The sequence below is a fragment of the Kribbella sp. NPDC055110 genome (genome assembly GCF_053607525.1).
On the sequence record NZ_JBSGTS010000010.1, the window covers coordinates 207,618 to 229,584 of the forward strand.

At 67.8% G+C, this 21,967-nt stretch carries 26 protein-coding genes; 12 read left to right on the forward strand and 14 right to left on the reverse strand.

From position 1 onward, the window contains the following. The first annotated feature begins 97 nt into the window (after window positions 1–97). The 6 genes from pstS to ACWF0M_RS18560 all read left to right on the forward strand — a co-directional run bounded on the left by pstS (window position 98) and on the right by ACWF0M_RS18560 (window position 5,894). On the forward strand, window positions 98–1,213 hold the full coding sequence (gene pstS, locus ACWF0M_RS18535) for a phosphate ABC transporter substrate-binding protein PstS (protein WP_452236888.1): 1,116 nt from the start codon (window positions 98–100) through the stop codon (window positions 1,211–1,213). 299 nt (window positions 1,214–1,512) lie between these two features. Then, entirely contained in the window at window positions 1,513–2,556 is a 1,044-nt protein-coding gene (gene pstC / locus ACWF0M_RS18540; RefSeq protein WP_452236966.1) for a phosphate ABC transporter permease subunit PstC, read from the forward strand. Continuing rightward, the gene (gene pstA, locus ACWF0M_RS18545) at window positions 2,553–3,473 is read left to right on the forward strand and encodes a phosphate ABC transporter permease PstA (RefSeq protein ID WP_452236889.1); all 921 of its coding nucleotides are present in this window, start codon (window positions 2,553–2,555) and stop codon (window positions 3,471–3,473) included. Before pstC ends, pstA begins: the two co-directional genes overlap by 4 nt. 22 nt (window positions 3,474–3,495) lie before the next feature. Next, on the forward strand, window positions 3,496–4,272 hold the full coding sequence (gene pstB / locus ACWF0M_RS18550; RefSeq protein ID WP_452236890.1) for a phosphate ABC transporter ATP-binding protein PstB: 777 nt from the start codon (window positions 3,496–3,498) through the stop codon (window positions 4,270–4,272). A gap of 183 nt (window positions 4,273–4,455) precedes the next feature. Continuing rightward, window positions 4,456–5,382 (forward strand): RDD family protein, encoded by a 927-nt coding sequence (locus ACWF0M_RS18555; protein ID WP_452236891.1) that lies wholly within the window; start codon window positions 4,456–4,458, stop codon window positions 5,380–5,382. Window positions 5,383–5,405: 23 nt separating this feature from the next. Beyond that, entirely contained in the window at window positions 5,406–5,894 is a 489-nt protein-coding gene (locus tag ACWF0M_RS18560; RefSeq protein ID WP_452236892.1) for a hypothetical protein, read from the forward strand. 21 nt (window positions 5,895–5,915) lie between these two features. On the opposite strand, the gene ACWF0M_RS18565 is transcribed toward ACWF0M_RS18560, so the two are convergent. After that, entirely contained in the window at window positions 5,916–6,305 is a 390-nt protein-coding gene (locus tag ACWF0M_RS18565; protein WP_452236893.1) for a DUF2752 domain-containing protein, read from the reverse strand. A 91-nt stretch (window positions 6,306–6,396) separates the two neighbouring features. Between ACWF0M_RS18565 and ACWF0M_RS18570 the strand changes: the two genes are divergently transcribed. Further along, window positions 6,397–7,056, forward strand: coding sequence for an RDD family protein (locus tag ACWF0M_RS18570; protein ID WP_452236894.1), 660 nt, complete (start codon window positions 6,397–6,399; stop codon window positions 7,054–7,056). 2 nt (window positions 7,057–7,058) lie between these two features. Here the strand turns inward: ACWF0M_RS18570 and ACWF0M_RS18575 are convergent, their stop codons facing one another. The 3 genes from ACWF0M_RS18575 to thiC form a co-directional block, all read right to left on the reverse strand. Continuing rightward, window positions 7,059–7,616 carry a hypothetical protein gene (locus ACWF0M_RS18575; RefSeq protein WP_452236895.1) on the reverse strand — a complete coding sequence of 186 codons (558 nt, stop codon included), beginning with the start codon at window positions 7,614–7,616 and terminating at the stop codon, window positions 7,059–7,061. After that, window positions 7,613–8,212: a transposase gene (locus tag ACWF0M_RS18580; protein ID WP_452236896.1), complete on the reverse strand. Its 600-nt coding sequence runs from the start codon at window positions 8,210–8,212 to the stop codon at window positions 7,613–7,615. The genes ACWF0M_RS18575 and ACWF0M_RS18580 overlap by 4 nt, the downstream gene beginning before the upstream one ends. 141 nt (window positions 8,213–8,353) lie before the next feature. Continuing rightward, complete coding sequence (thiC, locus tag ACWF0M_RS18585; RefSeq protein ID WP_452236897.1) at window positions 8,354–9,976, reverse strand: phosphomethylpyrimidine synthase ThiC; 1,623 nt, start codon at window positions 9,974–9,976, stop codon at window positions 8,354–8,356. 165 nt (window positions 9,977–10,141) lie between these two features. On the opposite strand from thiC, the gene ACWF0M_RS18590 reads away from it, so the two are divergent. Together ACWF0M_RS18590 and ACWF0M_RS18595 are read left to right on the forward strand one after the other, a co-directional pair. Beyond that, window positions 10,142–10,888: a lysophospholipid acyltransferase family protein gene (locus tag ACWF0M_RS18590; protein WP_452236898.1), complete on the forward strand. Its 747-nt coding sequence runs from the start codon at window positions 10,142–10,144 to the stop codon at window positions 10,886–10,888. 124 nt (window positions 10,889–11,012) lie between these two features. After that, window positions 11,013–11,543, forward strand: a complete 531-nt coding sequence (locus ACWF0M_RS18595; protein ID WP_452236899.1) for a hypothetical protein — start codon at window positions 11,013–11,015, stop codon at window positions 11,541–11,543. Window positions 11,544–11,598: 55 nt separating this feature from the next. Here ACWF0M_RS18595 and ACWF0M_RS18600 read toward each other — a convergent pair whose 3' ends face one another. The 9 genes from ACWF0M_RS18600 to ACWF0M_RS18640 form a co-directional block, all read right to left on the reverse strand. Beyond that, window positions 11,599–11,832, reverse strand: a complete 234-nt coding sequence (locus tag ACWF0M_RS18600; protein ID WP_452236900.1) for a hypothetical protein — start codon at window positions 11,830–11,832, stop codon at window positions 11,599–11,601. A gap of 13 nt (window positions 11,833–11,845) precedes the next feature. Beyond that, window positions 11,846–12,979 carry an anion permease gene (locus tag ACWF0M_RS18605; RefSeq protein WP_452236901.1) on the reverse strand — a complete coding sequence of 378 codons (1,134 nt, stop codon included), beginning with the start codon at window positions 12,977–12,979 and terminating at the stop codon, window positions 11,846–11,848. An 88-nt stretch (window positions 12,980–13,067) separates the two neighbouring features. After that, window positions 13,068–14,066 carry an anion permease gene (locus tag ACWF0M_RS18610; RefSeq protein ID WP_452236902.1) on the reverse strand — a complete coding sequence of 333 codons (999 nt, stop codon included), beginning with the start codon at window positions 14,064–14,066 and terminating at the stop codon, window positions 13,068–13,070. A gap of 2 nt (window positions 14,067–14,068) precedes the next feature. Beyond that, window positions 14,069–14,701: a DUF47 domain-containing protein gene (locus ACWF0M_RS18615; protein WP_452236903.1), complete on the reverse strand. Its 633-nt coding sequence runs from the start codon at window positions 14,699–14,701 to the stop codon at window positions 14,069–14,071. 139 nt (window positions 14,702–14,840) lie between these two features. Beyond that, a complete protein-coding gene (locus ACWF0M_RS18620; protein WP_452236904.1) occupies window positions 14,841–15,149 on the reverse strand; it encodes a DUF202 domain-containing protein in 309 nt (102 codons plus the stop codon). Next, a complete protein-coding gene (locus tag ACWF0M_RS18625; protein WP_452236905.1) occupies window positions 15,146–15,478 on the reverse strand; it encodes a YidH family protein in 333 nt (110 codons plus the stop codon). The genes ACWF0M_RS18620 and ACWF0M_RS18625 overlap by 4 nt, the downstream gene beginning before the upstream one ends. Continuing rightward, window positions 15,475–16,734, reverse strand: a complete 1,260-nt coding sequence (locus ACWF0M_RS18630; protein WP_452236906.1) for a glycoside hydrolase family 3 N-terminal domain-containing protein — start codon at window positions 16,732–16,734, stop codon at window positions 15,475–15,477. The genes ACWF0M_RS18625 and ACWF0M_RS18630 overlap by 4 nt, the downstream gene beginning before the upstream one ends. A 1-nt stretch (window position 16,735) precedes the next feature. Beyond that, on the reverse strand, window positions 16,736–17,149 hold the full coding sequence (locus ACWF0M_RS18635; protein ID WP_452236907.1) for a MarR family winged helix-turn-helix transcriptional regulator: 414 nt from the start codon (window positions 17,147–17,149) through the stop codon (window positions 16,736–16,738). Next, entirely contained in the window at window positions 17,037–18,101 is a 1,065-nt protein-coding gene (locus ACWF0M_RS18640) for a DMT family transporter (protein ID WP_452236908.1), read from the reverse strand. The genes ACWF0M_RS18635 and ACWF0M_RS18640 overlap by 113 nt, the downstream gene beginning before the upstream one ends. A gap of 38 nt (window positions 18,102–18,139) precedes the next feature. Between ACWF0M_RS18640 and ACWF0M_RS18645 the strand changes: the two genes are divergently transcribed. Both ACWF0M_RS18645 and ACWF0M_RS18650 read left to right on the forward strand, forming a co-directional pair. Continuing rightward, entirely contained in the window at window positions 18,140–18,760 is a 621-nt protein-coding gene (locus ACWF0M_RS18645; RefSeq protein ID WP_452236909.1) for a TetR/AcrR family transcriptional regulator, read from the forward strand. 534 nt (window positions 18,761–19,294) lie between these two features. Continuing rightward, complete coding sequence (locus ACWF0M_RS18650; RefSeq protein WP_452236910.1) at window positions 19,295–20,245, forward strand: hypothetical protein; 951 nt, start codon at window positions 19,295–19,297, stop codon at window positions 20,243–20,245. 129 nt (window positions 20,246–20,374) lie between these two features. Here ACWF0M_RS18650 and ACWF0M_RS18655 read toward each other — a convergent pair whose 3' ends face one another. Next, window positions 20,375–20,998, reverse strand: a complete 624-nt coding sequence (locus ACWF0M_RS18655) for a flavin reductase family protein (RefSeq protein WP_452236911.1) — start codon at window positions 20,996–20,998, stop codon at window positions 20,375–20,377. A gap of 87 nt (window positions 20,999–21,085) precedes the next feature. Between ACWF0M_RS18655 and ACWF0M_RS18660 the strand changes: the two genes are divergently transcribed. Beyond that, window positions 21,086–21,961 carry an aminoglycoside phosphotransferase family protein gene (locus tag ACWF0M_RS18660; RefSeq protein WP_452236912.1) on the forward strand — a complete coding sequence of 292 codons (876 nt, stop codon included), beginning with the start codon at window positions 21,086–21,088 and terminating at the stop codon, window positions 21,959–21,961. The last annotated feature ends 6 nt before the right edge of the window (window positions 21,962–21,967 follow it).

Below are 21,967 nucleotides of genomic sequence, written 5' to 3' on the forward strand. Positions count from 1 at the left end.
ACCGCTCGTTCACCGGCGACGGACCGGTCGGTCACCTGATCTCCCTACCGTCTGTGGAAGTTCAGAAGTCTGATTCCCGCAGAAGGGCAACACTCTCGTGTCCGTCAATCGCCTGCTCCGCGTCGGCTCCGTCGCCGTGGCCTCCCTCGGCGTCCTCGCCCTGAGCGCCTGTGGCAGTGACCCCGAGCCCTCCGGCTCCTCGAGCCCCAGTTCCTCGGAGTCGTCCGCCGGCGCCGAGTGCCCGAAGGGCACGCTGAACGCCGAGGGTTCCTCGGCGCAGAAGAACGCCATCGAGGAAGTCATCAGCAAGTACAACGAGAAGTGCGCCGACGTCACGGTGAACTACAACCCGACCGGTTCCGGCGCGGGTATCAAGCAGTTCAACGCGAACCAGGTCGACTTCGCCGGCTCCGACTCGGCGCTCAAGCCTGCCGAGCAGACCGCGGCCACCACGCGCTGCGGGGGCAACCCGGCCGTCAACCTGCCGATGGTCATCGGCCCGGTCGCGATCGCCTACAACCTCGACGGCGTCACCAAGCTGGTCCTCGACGGCCCGACCGCCGCGAAGATCTTCCAGGGCTCCATCAAGACCTGGAACGACCCGGCGATCGCCAAGCTGAACGCGGGCGTCACGTTGCCGTCGGCACCGATCTCGGTGTTCTTCCGCTCCGACGAGTCCGGCACCACCGAGAACTTCACCAAGTACCTGAAGGCGGCCGGTGGCGGCGCCTGGACCGGTGAGCCGGCCAAGAAGTGGACCGGCACCGGTGCCGGCAAGGAGAAGTCGGCCGGTGTCGCCGAGGGCGTGAAGAGCACCAAGAACGCGATCACGTACGTCGAGTGGTCGTACGCCGTCGACAACAAGCTCGGCGTCGCGCAGATCGAGACCGGCTCGGGCACCCCGGTCGAGCTGTCCGCCGACTCCGCCGGCAAGGCGCTGGCCGCGGCCAAGCCCGCCGACGCGACCGGCAAGGACCTGGCCCTGAAGCTGGACTACGCGACCAAGGCCCCGGGTGCGTACCCGATCATCCTGGTCACCTACGAGATCGCCTGCACCAAGGGCCTTCCGGCCGAGAAGACCGCGCTGGTGAAGAGCTTCCTGAGCTACTTCGTCAGCAAGGACGGCCAGGCGTCGCTGACCGATCTGAACTACGCGCCGCTCCCGGCCGAGACCCAGACCAAGGTCGAGGCCGCGATCCAGGCCATCAGCTGATCGCGAAGCAGCACTGATGCGAGCCCCGGCCGGTCCGAGTCATCGGAGGCGGCCGGGGCTCGCCTCGTCAGACCCAGACGTGACATCACGACTCAGGCGCTTGGAGCAGCATCGAAATGAGTAGTCCAGACGGCACGGCACCGCCCGACCGGCCGGACGGCACAGCCGCCGAAGAAGCAGAACCGACGATCGAGGATCTGGTTCACGAGGACACCGGCCCGGCCCCGAAGTTCGGCAGCCTGGCCTCCGAACACGCCGAACATGCCGACTACGAGGCGGCGCACCCGGCCGCCGAGGTGATGACCGAGTCCGGCGTCGAGGCCGAGGGCCCGAAGAGCACCACGGACGGCAAGCTCGAGCTCGGCCCGGTCGGGCACCTCGGCGACCGGCTGTTCGGCGGGCTGGCCCGCGGCTCCGGCGGCCTGGTGGTGCTGATCGTCGCGTTCGTCGGTATCTTCCTGCTGGCGCTGGCGATCCCGGCGCTGATCGATGACAAGAGCAACTTCTTGTTCTCGCGGATCTGGGAACCGGGCGGCGACCAGCCGCGGTTCGGTATCGCGGCGCTCTTCTACACCACCGTGATCAGCTCGATCATCGCGATGCTCATCGCGGTCCCGATCGCGATCGGAGTCGCGCTGTTCGTCACGTACTACGCCCCGAAGCGGCTGGCCGCGCCGGTCGCGCACGCGGTCGACCTGCTGGCCGCCGTACCGTCGATCGTCTACGGCCTGTGGGGCGCGCTGTTCTTCGCGCCGATCCTGCTGCCGGTGATCAACGGCCTGTCCGACGCACTGGGCTGGATCCCGCTGTTCAAGAAGCCGATCGGCGACAACGTCGGTGTGGTCTTCACGGTGTCGGTGGTGCTGGCGATCATGATCCTGCCGGTGGTCACCGCGATCAGCCGGGAGATCTTCGCCCAGACGCCGATCGCGCACCGGGAGGGCGCGCTGGCGCTCGGCGCGACCAAGTGGGAGATGGTCCGGATGGCCGTCCTGCCGTACGGGCGCTCCGGTGTGGTGAGCGCGTCGATGCTCGGCCTCGGCCGCGCGCTCGGTGAGACGGTCGCCGTGATGATCATCCTGACCGTACCGAACGGCAACGACCCCTGGAACTCCTCGATCTTCGCCGGCGGCGAGACGTTCGCGTCGAAGATCGCCAACAACGCCGCCGAGTTCGACTCGCCGGAGAAGACCGGCGCGTACATCGCGGCCGGCCTGGTGCTGTTCGTGGTCACGTTCCTGGTCAACTCCGCGGCCCGGATCATCGTCGACCGCAGCGGCCCCGGCAACAAGCGTCCCCGCCGGAACCGCCGCGCGAAGGCAGCCGAAGGAGCATCCGCATGACCGCAGTGGCTGAGAACAAGCCGGCGTACGACGGGAAGGTTCTCGACCTGACCGGGAAGTCGGGCGCCCGGGCGTTCCGGAACACGCTGGCCACCGTGCTGATCGTGCTGGCCTTCGCCATCGCCCTGATCCCGCTGCTGTGGATCCTGTGGACCGTGATCAGCAAGGGCTACCACCTGCTGCTGAGTGCGGACTGGTGGAGCCAGTCGCAGCGTGGCATCACGGTCCGGCGGGCCGGCGGCGGCGCGTACCACGCGATCATGGGCACGTTGATCATGGCCCTGATCACCGCGGTGATCGCGGTCCCGATCGCGATCCTCGGCGCGGTCTACCTGGTCGAGTACGGCAAGGGCACCCGGGCCGCCAAGGTCGTCAGCTTCATGATCGACATCCTCACCGGTGTCCCGTCGATCGTCGCCGCACTGTTCATCTACGCGGTCTGGATCACCGTGTTCGGCTTCAACCGCGTCGGTTTCGCGGTGTCGCTGTCGCTGGTGCTGCTGATGCTCCCCGTCGTACTGCGGTCCACCGAGGAGATGCTGAAACTCGTCCCGGACGAGCTGCGCGAGGCGTCGTACGCGCTCGGCGTACCGAAGTGGAAGACGATCCTGAAGGTCGTCGTACCGACGGCGTTCGGCGGCATCATCACCGGCGTGATGCTCGGTCTGGCCCGGGTGATGGGTGAGACCGCGCCGCTGCTGATCCTGGTCGGCTACTCGAAGAACATCAACCTGAACCCGTTCAACGGCTTCATGGGCGCGCTGCCGACGATGATCAACCAGGACCGTACCGAGCTGGCGTTGCCGAATGCCGCGGACCGGGTCTGGGCGGCGGCACTCACGCTGATCCTGCTGGTTCTTGTCCTCAACCTGTTGGCCCGGCTGATCGCCCGGTTCAGCACCATCAAGTCGAAATAGTCACGAGAGGTTCTGAGTCGATATGGCTAAGCGCATCGAGGTCAGCGGCCTCAACGTCTACTACGGCGACTTCAAGGCGGTGGAGGACGTGTCGATGACGGTCGAGCCCCGCTCGGTCACCGCGTTCATCGGCCCGTCCGGCTGCGGCAAGTCCACCTTTCTGCGCACGTTGAACCGGATGCACGAGGTGATCCCCGGCGCCCGCGTCGAGGGCAAGGTCCTGCTGGACCAGCAGGACCTGTACGGCACCGGCGTCGACCCGGTCGCGGTACGACGCGTCGTCGGCATGGTGTTCCAGCGGCCGAACCCGTTCCCGACGATGTCGATCTTCGACAACGTCGCGTCCGGGCTGAAGCTGAACGGCGTCAAGGACAAGAAGAGGCTCACCGAGGTGGTCGAAAAGTCGTTGCACGGGGCCAACCTGTGGAACGAGGTCAAAGACCGCCTGGACAAGCCGGGCGCCGGTCTGTCCGGTGGCCAGCAGCAACGACTGTGCATCGCCCGGGCGATCGCGGTCGAGCCCGAGGTGATCCTGATGGACGAGCCCTGCTCGGCCCTGGACCCGATCTCCACGCTGGCGATCGAGGACCTGATCGAGAAGCTGAAGGACCAGTTCACCGTCGTCATCGTCACCCACAACATGCAGCAGGCGGCGCGGGTCTCGGACCAGACGGCCTTCTTCAACCTGGCCGCCACCGGCAAGCCCGGCCGGCTGATCGAGATGGCTCCGACCAAGCAGATCTTCTCCAACCCGGCCGAGAAGGCCACCGAGGACTACATCACGGGTCGCTTCGGGTAGTCCGTCGTACGAGTTATCCACAGCTGCGGGCCGGCGATTCGCCGGTCCGCAGCTGTGTTTGATGTCAATTGGTGCAACTGTCCACAGATCGGGCGTTTCGCGTCTGCTCTGACCACCACGTTGGCCCTCCGACCGCTAGCCTTTGCCCAGTAAACGCGGGTGAACTGTGACGAAAGGACCATCGTGAGCGACCAGAACGTACCCCCGGGCACCGGACCGGAGGACGGCCGGAACCAGGGACCGGGCGCGCCCGGTGGGCAGCCGTCCTATGGACAGGGCGCCCAAGGCCCCGGACAGAACCCGTACGGCAACCCCGGTGCGACACCCCCGGGTCAGCCCGGCCAGCCGGGTCAGCCGGGCTACGGCGCTCCGGGGCAGTACGGCCAGCAGCCGGGCCAGCCGGGCGGACAGCCTGGCCAGCCGGGTTATGGCCAGCAGCCCGGTCCGGGCGGACAGCCTGGCTACGGCCAGCCGCAGTACGGTCAGCAGCCGGGCCAGCCCGGTTACGGCCAGCCCCAGTACGGCCAGCAGCCAGGCCAGCCCGGCTACGGTCAGCCCGGCGGCTACCCGCAGGGACCTGACTACGGCCAGGTGGCACAGGCCCAGAGCGGCCTCGTGCAGATCCCCGGCCTCGGGACGGTCAAGGTCGCGACCCTCGGATCCCGGGCGCTCGCCCGCATCATCGACTCGGTGATTCTCGGCATCGTCGTCTTCATCCTCGCTACCTTGATCGTCGGGGGCGCGAGCAAGGGACTCGCTGACAGCTCACCCGAGGAGTCTGGGGCCGCACTCGGCGGATTCATCGGAGCGCTGTTCACCGTGTGGTGGCTCACAGGCCTGCTCACGATCGGCTACGAGCTCCTCATGACCGCCTTCAAGGGGCAAACAGTCGGAAAGATGATCATGGGCATCAAGGTCGTCAAGTCCGCCGACGGACAAGTGCCAGGCATCGGTCCGGCCTTCATGCGCTGGCTGCTTCCGCTCATCGGTGCGGCTCTCTGCGGTATCGGCGCGCTTCTGGTGTACCTGTCGCCGCTGTTCGACAGCTCAGGGCGTCTGCAGGGCTGGCATGACAAGGCTGCGAACACGCTGGTGATCGGGCTTCGCTAGTCGGCTGGGGATTGGGAGGGGCTGTGCTGAATCCATTTGAGCAGGACTGGTGGGATGCGTGGAATCTGTGGAGCGCATTGGGCCAGGGTGTTCAGCTGCAGCCTCTCCCGCCGCCGGTGCCGCTGGCGCCCGGCGAGACCGCCCACGCGGTCGAACCTTGCGAGGTGCAACGGTTCGACGGTGTCCGGCTCGCCATCGGGAACTCCGACGGCTACGCGGCGGCAGCGCAGTGGCGCACCATCGACAACGGTACGGCGGTCCTCACGCGGCACCGCGTGCTGCTGCTCAACCGCTACGGCCAGCAGGATTTCGGCCTGGCTGCCGTGACCCGTATGTGGACCGAGCATGACGGGACTGTTCTCGCTTACGGGGACACTCAGTACAAGCTGCGGGTGCCGCGGCCGGTGTGGTTCGACGTCATGTTGAATCACGTCGCGTTCAACCGGCGGATCGATCTCGTCGTGCCGCCGTTCGTGCAGGCTGCGTGGCAGCGCGCCGGCCTCATCAGGTGACCGGCATTATCTGACCGGCGTTCAGAAGTTCCGTAGTACGCCGAACAGCAGCAAGGCGCCCAGAGCAACCTTCGTGAGGATTGCCACCGCGCGTGCGCTGAGGCGCGGTCGCGGCAGGCTGATCCAGCCGGCGCGGGACAGCGCCCAAGCGATCACCTCGTAGCCGATGGCAACACCAATGAGTGGGCCGAGGATCAGTACCGCCGCGTTGAAGTGCCAAGCGGCGTTCAGGTCGCCGTCGAGAAGTGCAGCGGCCATTCGGGTCGCGCCGCAGAACGGGCAGTCGAGACCCGTCAGCGTGTGCAGCGGACACGGGATGCCGAGACCGGACAGCCGGTAGACCCCGGCCAGCGCGAAGCCGCCGATCCCCACTCCGGCCAGCCCCCAGACGCGCCGATCGACAGGCTTCACCGGTCCCTGTGGACGAGGCATCACCGCGAAGGTCACCCACCAACGGTAACCCCCATACTGTTGGGATCGATCGACTGGGAGACGGATTCCGATGAGCACACCGACGCCACCCGACGACAACCGGCCACAGGACGACAACCGTCCGCAGGACCAGCCGTACGGGTACGGGCAGCCGGGGTACGGATACGGCCCAGAGCACCAGCACCCGCAGCAGGCGCCGTACGGGCAGGGCTACGGGCAGCCGTACGGCGGGGGCTACGGCCAGCAACCGTACGGTGCCTATGGCTACGGGTACGGCGCTCCGGTGCTTCCCCTGGCCGACTGGGGGCCTCGGGTCGCGGCGTCGCTGATCGACAGTCTGATCTCGCTGGTGCCGCTCGCGATCGGGATCGGCGCTCTGTTCGCGAACGTCGCCGCACGCGACGGCAACCCTCCCCCGGACGACAATCCGCAGTGGTGGTCGATCATCCTCTTCTTCGTGGGCATCATCGCCAGCATCGTGCTCGGCCTGTGGAACCGGGTCTTCCGGCAGGGGCGGACCGGCCAGAGCGTTGGCAAGAGCGCCTTGCACATCAAGCTGATCGACGCCGTGACCGGAGAGCCGATCGGCGCCGGCCGGTCCTTCCTCCGCGACTTCCTCAGCGGCCTCTTCAACAACGCCTGCTTCCTGAACCTCCTGTGGCCCTTGTGGGACGAGCAGAAGCAGACGTGGCACGACAAGGTCGTGAACACCTACGTGGTGCGCACCTGACCTCAGTGGGAGCGTAGGAGGCCGGCGCAGGCTACTGCCCACAGCACACTGCTGAAGGTGCCGATGATGAAGCGTTCGGCAACGGCTTGTGGTGTGACCGAGGCGGGCTGGTCGGGGCTGCGGAGCTCGGGGTACCTGGCCAGTCCCTTGATCGCCAGCACCACAGCGATGCCTTCCGGCCAGCCGGCGACCAGTGACGCGTAGATGGCCATTCGCTCGAGCGCACCGATCAGAGCGCCGCCACGCAGTACCTCACCGGCCTTCTGCGTCGACTGGGCGCGCGTACTCCTCCGGTCGGCCAGGGCCATCACAGAGGTCGTCAGCGGCCCGCCACCTGTCACTGCCAACGCTCCGGCCAGCAGGAGCAGTACGTTCCACCAGCGCTCGGCCCAGCCGGACACTCCATGGCCCGCGAGCAGCAGCACGCCGACAGCGGTCAGACAGGCCAGCATGACTGCACTGATGACGATCTCGAGGGTGGAACCGGACGACTTGGGCACCCACGCCAGTACGGCGAGGACCAGCGCGGCACCGGTCAGCGACAGGACCAGTGCCGTCACGCAGCCGCCCCGGCCTCGAGGAGGTCTGCGGCCAGCACCCGTCCGCGCTGCTCCTCGGCGAAGCCCGCGGCCTGCGCGCGTTGCGTCACCGCCGACTGGCTGATGCCGAGTTTCACGCCGATCTCCCGCCTCGTGAGTCCTTCGCCCAACAGGTCCGCCACTGCCCAGCCACGGTCACTGCGCCGCCGCAGCACGGACGCCATCAGCCACAGCACCGTCTCCACCTGCTCTGCTCTGCGCGGGTCCGCCCCGACCACGTTCACGTGGTGCGGACTGGACTTCGCCCGCGTCACCGCCTCCCGCGCGAACACGTACGCGTCACCGCTTCCGGCCCGGGTACTGCGTGGCAGCGGCTCGGTGACCTCACCGACGCCGAGTCCGACGTACCAGTTGTCCGACCGAAGCAGTTCGACGATCACGTCGACGGTCGGCCGGGCCTCGGACAGCACGCCCTGCACCTCGTCGCCGGCGGTCCGCTCGAACCTTCGCAGCAGTCCGGCCCGCCGCGGCCGGCGGTTCAGGGAGTTGAGTAGCTCAGGTACGAGATCGCTCGTGCTTCGGCTGCCGCGCTGATCTACCGTGAGAACGAAGACCATTGCCCTGCACCTCCTTCCGAACGAGGTTAAGGCTACAGTCTTATTCACGTAGAGTGAAGGCCAAAACCTGAATCGGTTCAGCCAGTTACTCCCCGTGTCCGGCCCGGAGTACGTCGCACGCCGGGCCGGACGGGTACCGATTCAGTCCGTGATCGGCAGGTAGAGCTTCTGGTCGGCGGCCTTGAATGTCTCCGACATCTCGGCGAAGCCGGCCTCGATGGCGTCCGCGGAGGTCAGGCCGTGTTCCTCGGCGTACGCGCGGATGTCGGCGGTGATCCGCATCGAGCAGAACTTCGGCCCGCACATCGAGCAGAAGTGCGCGGTCTTCGCGGGCTCGGCCGGCAGCGTCTCGTCGTGGAAGGACCGGGCGGTGTCCGGATCCAGCGAGAGGTTGAACTGGTCCTCCCAGCGGAACTCGAACCTTGCCTTGGACAACGTGTCGTCCCAGTCCTGCGCGCCCGGATGTCCCTTGGCCAGATCGGCCGCGTGGGCGGCGATCTTGTACGTGATCACGCCGGTCTTCACGTCGTCACGATCGGGCAGGCCGAGGTGCTCCTTGGGCGTGACGTAGCAGAGCATCGCCGTACCCAGCCAGCCGATCTGGGCCGCGCCGATCGCCGATGTGATGTGGTCGTAGGCCGGCGCCACATCGGTTGCCAACGGCCCCAAGGTGTAGAACGGCGCCTCCCCGCAGAGCTCCTCCTCGAGCCGGACGTTCTCCGCGATCTTGTGCATCGGCACGTGTCCGGGGCCTTCGATCATCACCTGTACGTCGTGCTCCCAGGCGATCCGCGTCAGCTCTCCGAGGGTCCGGAGCTCGGCGAACTGCGCCTCGTCGTTCGCGTCCGCGATACAGCCCGGCCGCAGCCCGTCGCCCAACGAGAACGTCACGTCGTAGGCACGCAGAATCTCGCACAGCTCGGCGAAATGCGTGTAGAGGAAGGACTCCTGGTGGTGCGCCAGGCACCAGGCGGCCATGATCGACCCGCCGCGCGACACGATGCCGGTGATCCGCCGCGCGGTCAGCGGCACGTACCGCAGCAGTACGCCGGCGTGCACGGTCATGTAGTCCACACCCTGCTCGCACTGCTCGATCACGGTGTCGCGGTACACCTCCCACGACAGCGCCGCCGGATCACCCTTCACCTTCTCCAGCGCCTGGTACAACGGCACCGTCCCGATCGGCACCGGCGAGTTCCGCAGGATCCACTCCCGCGTCTCGTGGATGTTCTTCCCGGTGGACAGGTCCATCACGGTGTCCGCGCCCCAGCGGGTCGCCCAGACGAGTTTCTCCACCTCTTCCTCGACCGAGCTGCTGACGGCGGAGTTGCCGATGTTCGCATTCACCTTCACCAGGAACTTCTTCCCGATGATCATCGGCTCGCTCTCCGGGTGCCGCCGGTTCGCCGGGATCACGGCACGCCCGCGCGCCACCTCGGCCCGGACGAACTCCGGATCGAGTCCTTCCCGTACGGCGACGTACCGCATCTCCTCGGTGATCTCCCCGGCCCGCGCGTGCCCGAGCTGGGTCCGCGGCTCGCGCCCGGCGATCCACTCGCGCCGCAGCGCGGGCAGACCGGTCTGGACGTCGATCTGCGCCGACGCGTCGGTGTACGAACCGGACGTGTCGTACAGGTCGAAGTGTTCGCCGTTGGTGAGATTCACGCGGCGCGCCGGTACCCCGAGCTCTCCGCGATAGATCTTCTCCGAGCCCGAGATCGGACCGGTGGTGACGGCGGGGCGGATCATGCTGACATTCACCATGTTGCTGCTCCCTACGCCGGAATTACCCGGACAGGTTCGGCGGTCGGCGGCGCCGGGCCCAGTGTTCGATACCTGGTCCAGCCGCCCTCTCAGCCCACTACGGTGCGAGCTCCCGCGATTTCCAGTTGTGACGGCCACCCTAGACGAACGTTGTACGTTCTAGAGATGCGAGACCTCGTCTATCCGCCTGTCGTCGCTTTCGCGAAGACCGCGTTCACGGTGCTGGACCTGAAGATCCGGCGTACCGGGATCGAGCACGTGCCGCGCACCGGCGGGGCGCTGATCGCGATCAACCACATCAGCTACGTCGACTTCATCCTCGGCGGGTACGGCGCTCTGCCGGCCAAGCGGCTCGTCCGGTTCATGGCGAAGGAGGTGCTGTTCCGCAACCGGTACTCGGGCCCGTTGATGCGCGGGATGCACCACATCCCGGTGGACCGGGACGCGGGCGCCGCGTCGTACCAGCAGGCCCTGGAGTACCTGGCCGGCGGCGAGCTGGTCGGGGTGTTCCCGGAGGCGACGATCAGCCGGTCGTTCGAGCTCAAGGAGTGCAAGTCCGGCACGGTGCGGATGGCGGCGGAGGCCGGCGTACCGGTGCTGCCGATGATCCTGTGGGGCACGCAGCGGATGTTCACGAAGGACCGCCCGCGGGACTTCACCCGGCACCGGCCGATCTCGATCAGCATCGGCGCACCGATCACGGTGACTCGCGACGACGATCCGACCGAGGCGACCGCGCACCTGCGGTCCACGATGGCCGGGATGCTGGACGAGACGATCCGCGCCTACCCCGAGCAACCGGCCGGTGCCTGGTGGTTGCCGGCCGCGTACGGCGGTAGCGCGCCGACTCCCGAAGAGGCCCAGCGGCTGGACCTCGAGGAGCTCGCGCGGCGGGCTGCCAAGCGTCAGTAGCCGGACCAGACCTTGACCCTCGGCCCGGTCCGAGGGTACGAAGTCTTTCGTTGACAGAACAGGAACCTGGGGGGTCCCTGTGCGGCGAGCGGCTGCGGTGGCTCGCGTACAAGAGCGGGCGGGGATGGTTTTGTTCGATTCACCGGAAGAACTGCATCTGTTCGACCCGGGGGCGCTGACGCCTGCCCCGCACGTGGCCGAGCACATTCCGGACGCCGGGGCGTTCTTCGTCGACTGGGCGATCCAGGGCCTGTCCGCCGACCGCGCCCGGGAGATCGAGTCCGCGGTGAACGGCCGGCGCAACCAGAACGGCTGGTTCCCGCTCGAGTCGCTGGACAGCATCGGCCGCAAGGGCTTCTGGCGTGGCCCGCTGACCTACCTGGCCCGGATGACGGCCGACGACGCGCGGATCCTGCAGGAGTGGGCCACTGACGGCCTGGGCGGCGAGCAGGCGACCCGCATCGAGGCGACCGTCGACCACCTGCTCCACCAGCAGGGCCACGCGGCAGCAGCCACCTGGGCCGTCGCTGTCCGCCCACGCACGTACCTGGACGCAGAGGTCCTCGGCGACCGCCTCCTGGCCGCGTGGGAGTACAACCTCGGCTCCATCCGCGCCAAGGACGTAGCCAAGTCCGTACGCCGCTGGAACCGCTAGGACCCACTGGAGACCGCTGTACGACGGGCAGCCGCCAGACCGCCCGTCGTACGGCTCAGTGGAACTGCGGGATGATCAGGTACAGCCCGTAGAGCACTGCCGCGAGGCACGCCGCGAAACTGAGTGCAGCCACACCTGTGTCCACGAAGGACGGCTGCCGCTTCTCGTCGATCGCTACGGCCCGCCGCGACATAGCGGTCACACCGAACGCGAACAGCACCGCCAGGCCGACGCCGAAGATCAGGCTGACCAGTGCGACCTCACCGAGGGCACTCCAGTTGATGTGCATCGCCGTACTCCTCTCAGGCCGCCGCGGCGGTGGGGGACGGGGTGGTGCTCGGGTACTCGTTGACGTTCTCCGACGTCACCGGGCGGCGCCGGGACGCGGCGTAGATCCCACCGCCGGCTGCGACCGCGAGGATCGCGATGACGACGACACCGAGGTTGCCGGAGTCGGCGACCCGGCCGGCCAGCGCACCGACGATCGCAGCGGCCGGCAGCGTGAGCAGCCAGGCCACGGCCATCCGTCCGGCGACCGTCCAGCGCACCTCCGCCAGCCGCTTGCCGAGGCCGGCACCGAGGATGCTGCCGGAGCAGACCTGAGTGGTGGACAGTGGGAAGCCCAGGTGCGACGAGGCCAGCAGTACGGCGGTCGAGCTCGTCTCCGCGGAGAAGCCCTGCGGCGACTCGATCTCGGCCAGGCCCTTGCCCATCGTGCGGATGATCCGCCAGCCGCCCAGGTAGGTGCCGGCCGCGATCGCCAGGCCGGCCGCCAGGATCACCCACAGCGGCGGCCGGGAGCCGGAGGCGAGGCTTCCGGAGGTGATCAGCACCAGCGTGATGACGCCCATCGTCTTCTGCGCGTCACCGGTGCCGTGCGCGAGTGAGACCAGCGACGCGGACGCGATCTGCCCGGCCCGGAACCCGTCGTCGACCGACTTCTTCCGCGCCCGCGCGGTGATCTTGTACGCCAGGAACGTCCCGAGCAGCGCGACCACACCGGCCACGATCGGCGCCGCGATCGCCGGGATGATGATCTTCTGGACGACGGTGGCGAAATGTACGGCGCTGCTCCCGGACGCGATCCAGGTGGCTCCGATCAGGCCGCCGAACAGCGCGTGCGACGAGGAGCTCGGCAGACCGACGTACCAGGTCATCAGGTTCCAGAGGATCGCTCCGACGAGCCCGCCGAAGATCACTGGCACGGTCACCTTGGCGTCGTCCACGATGCCGCTGGAGATCGTCTTCGCCACCTCGGTCGAGATGAACGCACCGACCAGGTTCAGGACCGCGGACAATGCAACCGCGACCTTCGGCTTCAGGGCGCCGGTGGCGATCGAGGTCGCCATCGCGTTGGCGGTGTCGTGGAACCCGTTGGTGAAGTCGAACACCAGCGCGGTGATGATCACCACGACGACGAGGAACGAAAGGTCCATAGCGACCACTACCCCTTAGGCGGACGATCGGCTGCGTCGATCGACCGTAGGCCGGGTGAGTGAACTTGAAATGAACCGGTTCGGGCTCCTACTCGAGGATCAGGTGCGCGAGGCCGTAGACGCCGGCCGCGACGATGCCGGCCGCCGGGATGGTCAGGATCCACGCGGTGACGATGCCCTTGGCGACACCCCAGCGGACGGCGGACAGGCGCTTGGTGGCGCCTGCGCCCATCACCGCGGAGGTGATCGTGTGGGTGGTGGAGACCGGGGCGTGCAGGCCGATCGCCATCACGTACAGCACGGTGGCGGCGACTGCCTCGGAGGCGAACCCGCGGGCCGGGTCCAGGTGGATGATCCGGCGGCCGAGCGTCCGCATGATCCGCCAGCCGCCCGAGTACGTGCCGAGGGAGATCGCGGTCGCGGCGGACAGCTTCACCCAGATCGGGATGCCGTCGTGGGCGTTGGCGTGGCCGGTGGTGAGCAGAGCGAGGAAGATCACGCCCATCGTCTTCTGCGCGTCCTGGAGGCCGTGGCCGAGCGCCATCCCGGCCGCCGACACCGACTGCGCCATCCGGAAACCACGGGTGGTCTTCCCGGGGTTGCTGTTGCGGAACAGCCACAGGATCGCGGTCATCAGCAGGAACGCGCCGACGAAGCCGACCGCCGGCGACAGCACCATCGGGATGACGACCTTGTCGACGATGCCGGACCACAGCACGGTGCTGCTGGAGGCGAGGCCGGCGCCGACCAGGCCGCCGATCAGCGCGTGCGACGAGGAACTGGGCAGGCCGAAGTACCAGGTGATCAGGTTCCAGGTGATGGCGCCGACGAGAGCCGCGATCACGACCACCAGACCGTGCTGCCCGGCCGGCGTACTGATGATGCCCTTGCCGACGGTCTCGGCCACCTCGGTGCCGGCCAGTGCGCCGAGGAAGTTGAACACCGCCGCCATCGCCAGCGCCACCCGCGGCGTCAGCGCGCGGGTCGACACCGAGGTCGCGATCGCGTTGGCGGCGTCGTGGAAGCCGTTGGTGTAGTCGAAGGCCAGCGCGATCACGACGACGGCGATGACGAGCGTGAACTCCACGCTCAGCTCTCCTTGACGGCGATCTGTTCGACCGTGTTGGCGACGTGCTCGAACGCGTCGATCGCGGCCTCCAGCAGGTCGACCACGGTCTTCAGCTTCATCACCGTCAGCGCCTCGTACTCACCGCTGAACAGCTTCGCGACCAGCCGCCGGTGCACCGCGTCACCGGTGTTCTCCAGCCGGTTGATCTCGATCCAGTACTCGGCCAGGTCCTTCATGGTCCGCAGCCGCGGCATCGTCTCGGCGGTCAGCTGCGCGGCTCGCTGGAGTACCTCGATCTGCTCGGCGATCTCCTCCGGCAGCTTCTCCAGGTTGAAGAGGTGGATGGTGTCCACCGCCTCCTCCATGAAGTCCATGACGTCATCGAGATCGGAGGCCAGCCGGTAGATGTCCTCGCGGTCGAACGGGGTGACGAAGGTCGAGTTCACCCGGCGGATGATCGAGTGGGTGGTCTCGTCGGCCGCGTGTTCCGCGTCCTTCATCTGGGCGGCGATCGAATGGCTCGCGGACAGCCCGGTTCCCGCCGTACTGCCGAGCAGCTCGGCCAGGATCCGCGCTCCGTCCACGAGGTGGTTGGCGGACTCGGTGAAAAGGTCGTAGAACGTCGGGTCGTTCGGACGCAGACGTAACGGCACTTCAAGCTCCGGATGAACGAGGGACAAACCGTGAACATGCTAGGTGGAACGGACCGCTGACGTGACATCCGCCTGGTCAAGGTATCGCGTCGCGATGAACTCGCCCGAGGAGCGATATACAGTTGGTAACCGATCGGTTTCAGCGTGTTACCGCGGCGTACAGGTCGAAGAGCCCCACCACGAGCACCAGACCGGCCGCGACCCGGAGGACGCTCTCGTGGCCGAGGGCATGGATCGCACCACCCCTGGTACGGCGGTACACGGCGCTCACCGCCGCCCAGCAGCCCAGTGACAGCACGAGAACGACGATTCCGAGACCGGTCCGGACCTCTGACGATCCGTGGCCGGAGACAAGCAACAGGACGCCGTTCGCAACCAGCCCGAGCGCCGTACGCCGCCACGCCAGCAGGGTCCGCTCCGGCTGACGGCCTGGATCCGGTGTGCTCATTGCCACAGTGAGAACAGCAGACCGATCAACCCGACCACGGCGATGGTTGCTCCGAGCATCAGCGGCAGCCTGGTCACCGGCAGCGCGCCGCCGCGGCGGATCGCGGTCAGGTTGAGCTGCCAGCGCCGGAACGCGCCGGCCGTCGTGGCGATCCCGGCAACGACCAGGATGATGCCGATCACCCGGGCGGGCCAGCGGTCCGGCCCGAGATCGAGGAACTGGACCGCGGACAGCCCGCCGGCGTAACAGGCGAGGGAGGTCCGCAGGTAGGCCAAGTAGGTGCGTTCGTTCGCCAGGGTGAAGCGGTAGTCGGGCTCCTCCTCCGTCATCCGCAGCTCACCAGGCCGTGGTCCTGTTTGAGTGTCAGCACACGGCGCACGCTACTCGTCAGCTGCGCGTCGAAGAACTTGTCCTGCTCGGCCTTGGCGACCAGCGCCGCCACCATCTGCGCGGTCAGCCCGGCCTTGGCGTTGATGACGATGTCGCCGCCGGCCGCGACGAACCGGGTCGCGCGGTCGCCGGCCGGGACCGCGGCGACCTCCGCCGCGGCGCCGACGTCGTCGGTGATCACGACGCCACGCCAGCCGAGGTCGCCGCGCACCATGCCCTGGATCACGGTCGGCGAGAACACCGCGCGGTTCTTCGGATCGATCCTCGTGTACGTCACGGTCGAGATCATCACCATCGACGTACCGGCCTTGATCCCGTCCGCGAACGGCTGCAGGTCGGCGTCGCTGCGGGCCGTGACGGTGTCGACGACCCCGGAGGAGAAGTCGGTGTTGCCGCGCACGCGCCCGAGTCCCGGGAAGTGCTTCACCGACGTCGCGACTCCGGCGTTGCGCATGCCTTGGACAAAAGCACTTACGCCCTGACCGGCTTCCTCGGGCGTGTCGCCGTACTCACGATTCAACTGGCCGATCGGTGCGTTCTGCGACTTGAGCGAACTGGGTACGACGTCCGCGACCGGCGCGAGGTCGACGTTGACGCCGGCCTGTTTGAGCTGGCTGCCCCACTGCTCGGCCTGTGCCGTGAGCTTGGAACTCGACCAGGTCCCCTGCACCGTGGCCGCGGGGATGCGGTCGAACCCGGAGCCCTTGAGGCGCTGGATCTGGCCACCCTCCTGATCCGCCGCGATCAACGGACGAATGCCCTTCACCGTCGCGGCCGTGTTCACCGCGGCCATCGCCGTACGGGTGTGCGCGAGGCTGCCGCCGTTGCCGATCAGGAACACGCTGCCGGACTTCTGCTGCTGTACGACGGCACGCTGGGCGGACGTCATACCGCTCGAACTGATCCCGGTCATGATGAGCTGCGCGGCCCGCTCCCGCAGGGTCAGGGCCTGCAGCTTCTGGTCGACGCAGCCCGACGCGCTGGTCGGCGGCGTCGAGGTGGGAGTCGCGCTCGGCGTGCTTGTGGGTGTTTCGGTTGGTGTGTCAGTGGGCGTCGTGGCCGGGGCACTCGGGTTTTCAGTGGTCGGGATCGACGAGGACGGCACGGTGTTCGGTCCCGCGGTCGGGGAGCCGCTGTCACCACAACCGGTCACGGCGAGGGCAGTCAGCGCGATCAGCGCGACCGGACGCCTCATCTCAGCTTCGCTCCCACGCCGCACGGTCGACGGTGTCTCCGGAATGCCGGGCCAATGTCGCGCAGACGTCGTACAGGTGCTCGACCTGCTCAGGGCTGAGTGCGTCGAAGATCGACTTGCGGACCTCCTCGACATGACCGGGTGCGGTGTCGACCAGCTTCTGCCGGCCGAGTTCGGTCAGGATCGCGACCTGGCCGCGACGGTCCGACTCGATGCCCTCGCGCCGTACCCAGCCGTTCTGCTCGAGGCGATTGACCGCGTGCGACAGCCGGCTGCGGGAGCCCTGCGTGGCGACAGCGAGTTCACTCATCCGCAGCCGGTTGGCTTGCGCCTCGGACAGCCGGACGAGAATCTCGTAGTACGTGTGCGGAATTCCGGCGTCGCGTTGCAGCTGCTGCTCGATCCGGGTGCTCACTACGCGCTGCGCCGCGATGTACGCACGCCAGGCCTGCGCCTCTGTCTGGTTCAGCCACCTGGGTTCGCCCATCCCCGCAGCGTACTTGTTCACCGATCCGGATCAGCAGTACGGCGGCAGCACACACCAGCATGCCGACGACGGCGAGCGCGCCGACCGTCTCGTCGAACATCAGGAACGCGAACACCATCGTGGTCGGCGGCACCAGATAGAGCAGCGAACTGATGCGCGTTGCGCCGGAGAGCCTGAGGTTGACCAGGTACAAGCCCCACCCGCCGCCTGTTGCCAGCAGCACCAGCCAGAGCACTGCACCGTAGAAGCCCGGCTGCTCGGGCACGGTCAGTCGATGCGTCGTCGCGGCCAACGCGGTGAAGAGGACTGCCGACACGAGGCTCTGTAGTGCAAGCGCGTCCAGAGAGGCCGTCGTCGGCTTTCGATGGCGATCAAGACACGTCCCCACCACGAGGCCGAGGAGACCACCGATCGGGAGCAGGAAGAGGAGCGGCGAACCGTGACCGGCCCCGAGGTCATCAGCCACGACCAGACCGACGCCGACCATCCCGAGGAGTAGTCCGAGCCACTGGCGGCGGCTGACCCGTTCGCCGAGCAGCGGCCCGGCGACTGTCGCGATGAGGATCGGCTGGAGGGATCCGATGAGGGCGGTGACGCCGGCCGTGATGCCGTGGTCGATACCGGTGAAGATCAGGCCCAGGTACACGAACTGGGTGAGCACCGCCATCCACACCTGGCTCACGAGGTCCCGGCGGAAGATTCGCGGCCGGCGGATCGCCAGCACGACGGCGGCGATCGCGCCCGCGACGAGGAACCGCCAGGCGAGCAGGTCGAACGCGTTCGTGTACTGCGTTCCCCAGCGCGCACCGATGAAGCCGCAGCTCCAGAACACGACGAACCCGGTCCCGGCAGCCAGCGTGAGCGCCCTGTGCGTGATCATGGAAGGACGGTAACCATACCGGTCGGTATACTGTCAGTATGCTCGACCACCAGGTGAGACTGATCGTGGACCGCGAGGTCCGTACGGCGCCCCGGCTGACGCCCGCCGGCGAACGCATCCTGGCCGCCGCGTCGACGCTGTTCTACGAGCAGGGGATCCGGACCGTCGGCGTCGATGCGATCGCCGCGGCGGCGGACGTGACGAAGAAGACGCTGTACGACCGGTTCGGGTCGAAGGATCGGCTGATCGCGGCATACCTGGAGGAGCGGGACCGGACCTGGCATCTGTTCCTCGACGAACAGCTGGCCGCGCGGAATCCGGTGACGCCCGAGGAGGTGATCCTGACGCTGTTCGCTGCGTTGACGGATTGGCTGGCCGGATCGCGCAACGGGTGTGGATTCATCAACGCGAGCGTGGAACTGGCCGCGCCGGACCATCCCGCGATGCCGGTGATCGTCGGCCAGAAGCGATGGATGCGATCCGAGTTCGAGGCCCAGGCGAAGGCGGCGGGACTCGCGGACGCGGGTGAGCTGGCCGATCGGCTGCTGCTGCTCCATGAGGGTGCGCTGGTCAGCTACCGCGTCGCGGCAATGACCTCGGCACCGGAAGTCGCGGCACGAGCAGCCGCCGATCTCCTGACCGGGTGGCCCCGAATCTAGCTGCTGCGCGAGTTGGTGCTGCGCGAGTTGGTGCTACTCGGGCTGGTGCCGCTCGGCTAGGTGTTGCTTCGCTTGGCGATGGTCAGGCCGACAAGGCGCAGCGAGCCCAACGCGGGCACCCAGCCACATCCCGACCAACAAGAAGGGTCATCCCCTCGTGTTGTGGGTTCTCTGCTCGTACACCAGGGGAGAACCCCCAACGCGAGGGGATAACCCCTCTTGTAGTGGTTGTGACAACGCTTTCAGGCGGACTACGCCTGCACGGTGAGCACCGGCGGCCGGCGAGCACGGGTGGTCGGTTGCCGAGGGGAACAGACACCTTCTGGGGGCTGCGGACAGGGAATACCAGGTTCCAGCCCACCAGAACCTGTCTCACGGGCGTGCAGTTGACCCGCACATCGGACAGGAGACCCGGATAACCCGTCTTCTTGCCGGCGGTGTGGGCCGAGACTCCCCCTTGTCCACAGGTCTGGATTGGCGTGTTCGGACACGGCCCGATCCTCGTACTTTCTCTGCCGACAAGGAGGACCGACGATGCCCATCGACACCACCGAACATGCCCACGGCAACAACTCCCCTCACTCCAGCCGTCCCGACCAGGTGCTGCCGCCGCTGTCCCGGCGGCAGGCCGATCGGCTCGTGCATCTCGCGTTACGCACGGCGGCCGATCTCGGTCTCGCCGTCGGCTACCAGGGCGGTGCGGCGCTCGTGCCCACCGACCGGTCCGCCGAGAGCCCGGTGCTCGGGCTCAGCAATCTCGCGCGGATCCTCGCCCACTTCGACGAGGATCGCTGGCCGCTGCTCATCGAGGAACACTTCCGCCAACTCCTGGAGCAGCTCCGCCAAGGACCACCGCAACCACCGGACGACCCCGAGCGTGAGCTCATCCAGCGGATCGTCCCTCGCGACGCGCTGCCGCCGGACTGGACCGCGGACCGCCCCGATTTCCTTCCCGGCCTGATCTCCGTACCGTCCACGGAGGCCGACGGCATCGTGAACATGTACTTGGAGCCGGCCGACCTGGGCCTCACCTGGTCGGACGCCGAACGCTTCGGCCTCGCCAACCTCCGCCGGCTCAAGGACGACGTCGAGTACGTCGATCACGACGACCTCCGGATCGCCTTCGTGTCCGGGACCGCGTTCGCGGCCTCCCGCGCGCTCGTCCTCGACACCGTGCTTCGTGAGTCCTTACACATCGAGCACGCACCGTATGGGGTGCTCGCCGCGGTGCCGGCTCGGGACACGTTGCTGCTCCACGTGATCGAGAACCTGACCGTCATCCCGGCGCTCGGCGTCCTGCTGAACGTCGCCGCCCGCTGCCACGCCCGCGATCCCGGCCCGCTGTCGCCGGAGGTCTACCTGGTGACGCCCGACTTCACCTGGCACGCCGCCACGACTGCCCTACCCGACCACACACCGCTGCGGTTGTCCCCCGAGCTCGAAACCCTCACCAAGCTCCTCGCGACCCGGGAGGGCGACAGCTGAGCCCCGTCGATGAAAGATGCCCGGAGCAACCACCGCCACGAACGCACCACCCCGGTCGAAACGCGCCGTGCCGTCGCCGGTGCGGCAACAACCGTCAGCTATCAGCAAGCAGGACCGGCCAGACAGGACCTAGTCACCAGGAGGTGTGAAATGCCCAGGCCAGTCGGAGTAGCGGATCCGCCTGATCGAGCGGACTTCGCCGATCGTGGACCACTCGTCCTTGCCGAGCCGGGCGAGCGGGCGGAGGCGTCGGATGTCGGGGTGATCGCCGTCCAGTACTGCGGCGTCGATCGCGAGGTGCCGGACCTGACCGATGACGAGGGTGCAGTCGCCGAGTTCGAGGGTGGTGTGCAGCGTGCACTCGATCGCCACCGGCGATTCCGCGACACGCGGTACGGCGACCGTAAGGGAGGGCTCCGTCGTCACGCCGATTGCCTCGAACTCGGAGACCTCGGGCGGGAAGTTCGTGCCGGACGCGTTGACCTGTTCGTAGAGCTGCTCGGCGGCGAAGTTCACCACGAACTCGCCGGTCGCCTCGACGTTGTTCAGGCTGTCCTTGCGCCCCACCGAGGTGAACTGCACCATCGGCGGCTGCACGGACGAGACGGTGAAGAACGAGTGCGGCGCCAGGTTCAGCACGCCGTCGGCCGATCGGCTCGACACCCACGCGATCGGGCGCGGCACGACCACGGAGTTCAGCAGCGCATAGAACTCCCGTCGACCGACGGTCTCCGGATTCACATCGACACGCACGTCCGCAGTACATCAAACTCGGTGGATGCCGCCGTAATCCGCCTCGCGAGTCCGGGCGGCGGTTCGCGCGGAGGACGGAGATGTGGATTGACTGCTGAGCTCGACTTCCTGGACCAGGTGGTCGCTGTGGCGCGGCGGCACGGCGTCGACCCCGGCGAGGTGAAGGAGGTCGCCGGCGGGGTGGCCAACCGGGGCTTCGTGCTCGGGGACGAACTGTTCTTGCGGGTCAGCTGGCCTGGGTACGAGGCCGACCTGCTGAAGGAGACGTACGTCGTGCCGGCCGCACGGTCCGTCGGGGTGCTGACACCGGCGATCGTGGAGTACGACGCCAGCGGCCAACTGATCGCAGCGCCGTACGCGGTGATGGAGCGCGTCCACGGCACCGAGCCCACCGAACTCCCCACCGAGCTCGCCGAGCAACTCGCCCGCCTCCACCAACTCGAGCTGAAGCTCGTTGAGGTGCCTGAGGATGGGTGGGGTGATCCGTGGCGGACGATCGAGGAGCTGGCCGATCGGGGGTATGTCGATCCGGGGACGGCGAGTTGGTTGACCGGGTGGTTCACGCGGCTTGCGGAGCGTATCGACGGGAGCGGGCCGAGGGTGCTGATCCACGGAGACGTTGCCGCTCACAACCTTCTCGCCGGACCGGACGGGGAGCTCCGCGCGCTCATCGACTGGGGTGACGCGGCCTGGGCGCCACGGGCCATGGACTTCGCCAAGCTCCCGCTGACCCAGGTCGCCGAACTGCTTCCGGACTATCTCCGGCACTCACAGTCACCGGAGTCCGAGGAGGAGCTGGCCGCGGCCGTCCTCTGGTTCCACCTGTCCTGGGGGCTGGCCAAACTGCCCGCAGCCCCTTGGCCGGGCCAACGGCACTGGACCGCTCCCACCACCAGCCGCTTGCTCAACATCCTGCACTTCTTCACCACCACTCCCCCGGCGCCCTGGTCCGGACTCACCTGAAGACCC

What these genes read in the sequence shown, in the direction of transcription:
- pstC (WP_452236966.1), top strand. Translation starts at nt 1,513, where the DNA reads ATGACCGAGTCCGGCGTCGAGGCCGAGGGCCCGAAGAGCACCACGGAC.
- pstA (WP_452236889.1), top strand. Translation starts at nt 2,553, where the DNA reads ATGACCGCAGTGGCTGAGAACAAGCCGGCGTACGACGGGAAGGTTCTC.
- pstB (WP_452236890.1), top strand. Translation starts at nt 3,496, where the DNA reads ATGGCTAAGCGCATCGAGGTCAGCGGCCTCAACGTCTACTACGGCGAC.
- ACWF0M_RS18570 (WP_452236894.1), top strand. Translation starts at nt 6,397, where the DNA reads ATGAGCACACCGACGCCACCCGACGACAACCGGCCACAGGACGACAAC.
- ACWF0M_RS18580 (WP_452236896.1), bottom strand. Translation starts at nt 8,212, where the DNA reads ATGGTCTTCGTTCTCACGGTAGATCAGCGCGGCAGCCGAAGCACGAGC.
- thiC (WP_452236897.1), bottom strand. Translation starts at nt 9,976, where the DNA reads ATGGTGAATGTCAGCATGATCCGCCCCGCCGTCACCACCGGTCCGATC.
- ACWF0M_RS18590 (WP_452236898.1), top strand. Translation starts at nt 10,142, where the DNA reads ATGCGAGACCTCGTCTATCCGCCTGTCGTCGCTTTCGCGAAGACCGCG.
- ACWF0M_RS18595 (WP_452236899.1), top strand. Translation starts at nt 11,013, where the DNA reads ATGGTTTTGTTCGATTCACCGGAAGAACTGCATCTGTTCGACCCGGGG.
- ACWF0M_RS18600 (WP_452236900.1), bottom strand. Translation starts at nt 11,832, where the DNA reads ATGCACATCAACTGGAGTGCCCTCGGTGAGGTCGCACTGGTCAGCCTG.
- ACWF0M_RS18605 (WP_452236901.1), bottom strand. Translation starts at nt 12,979, where the DNA reads ATGGACCTTTCGTTCCTCGTCGTCGTGGTGATCATCACCGCGCTGGTG.
- ACWF0M_RS18620 (WP_452236904.1), bottom strand. Translation starts at nt 15,149, where the DNA reads ATGAGCACACCGGATCCAGGCCGTCAGCCGGAGCGGACCCTGCTGGCG.
- ACWF0M_RS18625 (WP_452236905.1), bottom strand. Translation starts at nt 15,478, where the DNA reads ATGACGGAGGAGGAGCCCGACTACCGCTTCACCCTGGCGAACGAACGC.
- ACWF0M_RS18630 (WP_452236906.1), bottom strand. Translation starts at nt 16,734, where the DNA reads ATGAGGCGTCCGGTCGCGCTGATCGCGCTGACTGCCCTCGCCGTGACC.
- ACWF0M_RS18640 (WP_452236908.1), bottom strand. Translation starts at nt 18,101, where the DNA reads ATGATCACGCACAGGGCGCTCACGCTGGCTGCCGGGACCGGGTTCGTC.
- ACWF0M_RS18645 (WP_452236909.1), top strand. Translation starts at nt 18,140, where the DNA reads ATGCTCGACCACCAGGTGAGACTGATCGTGGACCGCGAGGTCCGTACG.
- ACWF0M_RS18650 (WP_452236910.1), top strand. Translation starts at nt 19,295, where the DNA reads ATGCCCATCGACACCACCGAACATGCCCACGGCAACAACTCCCCTCAC.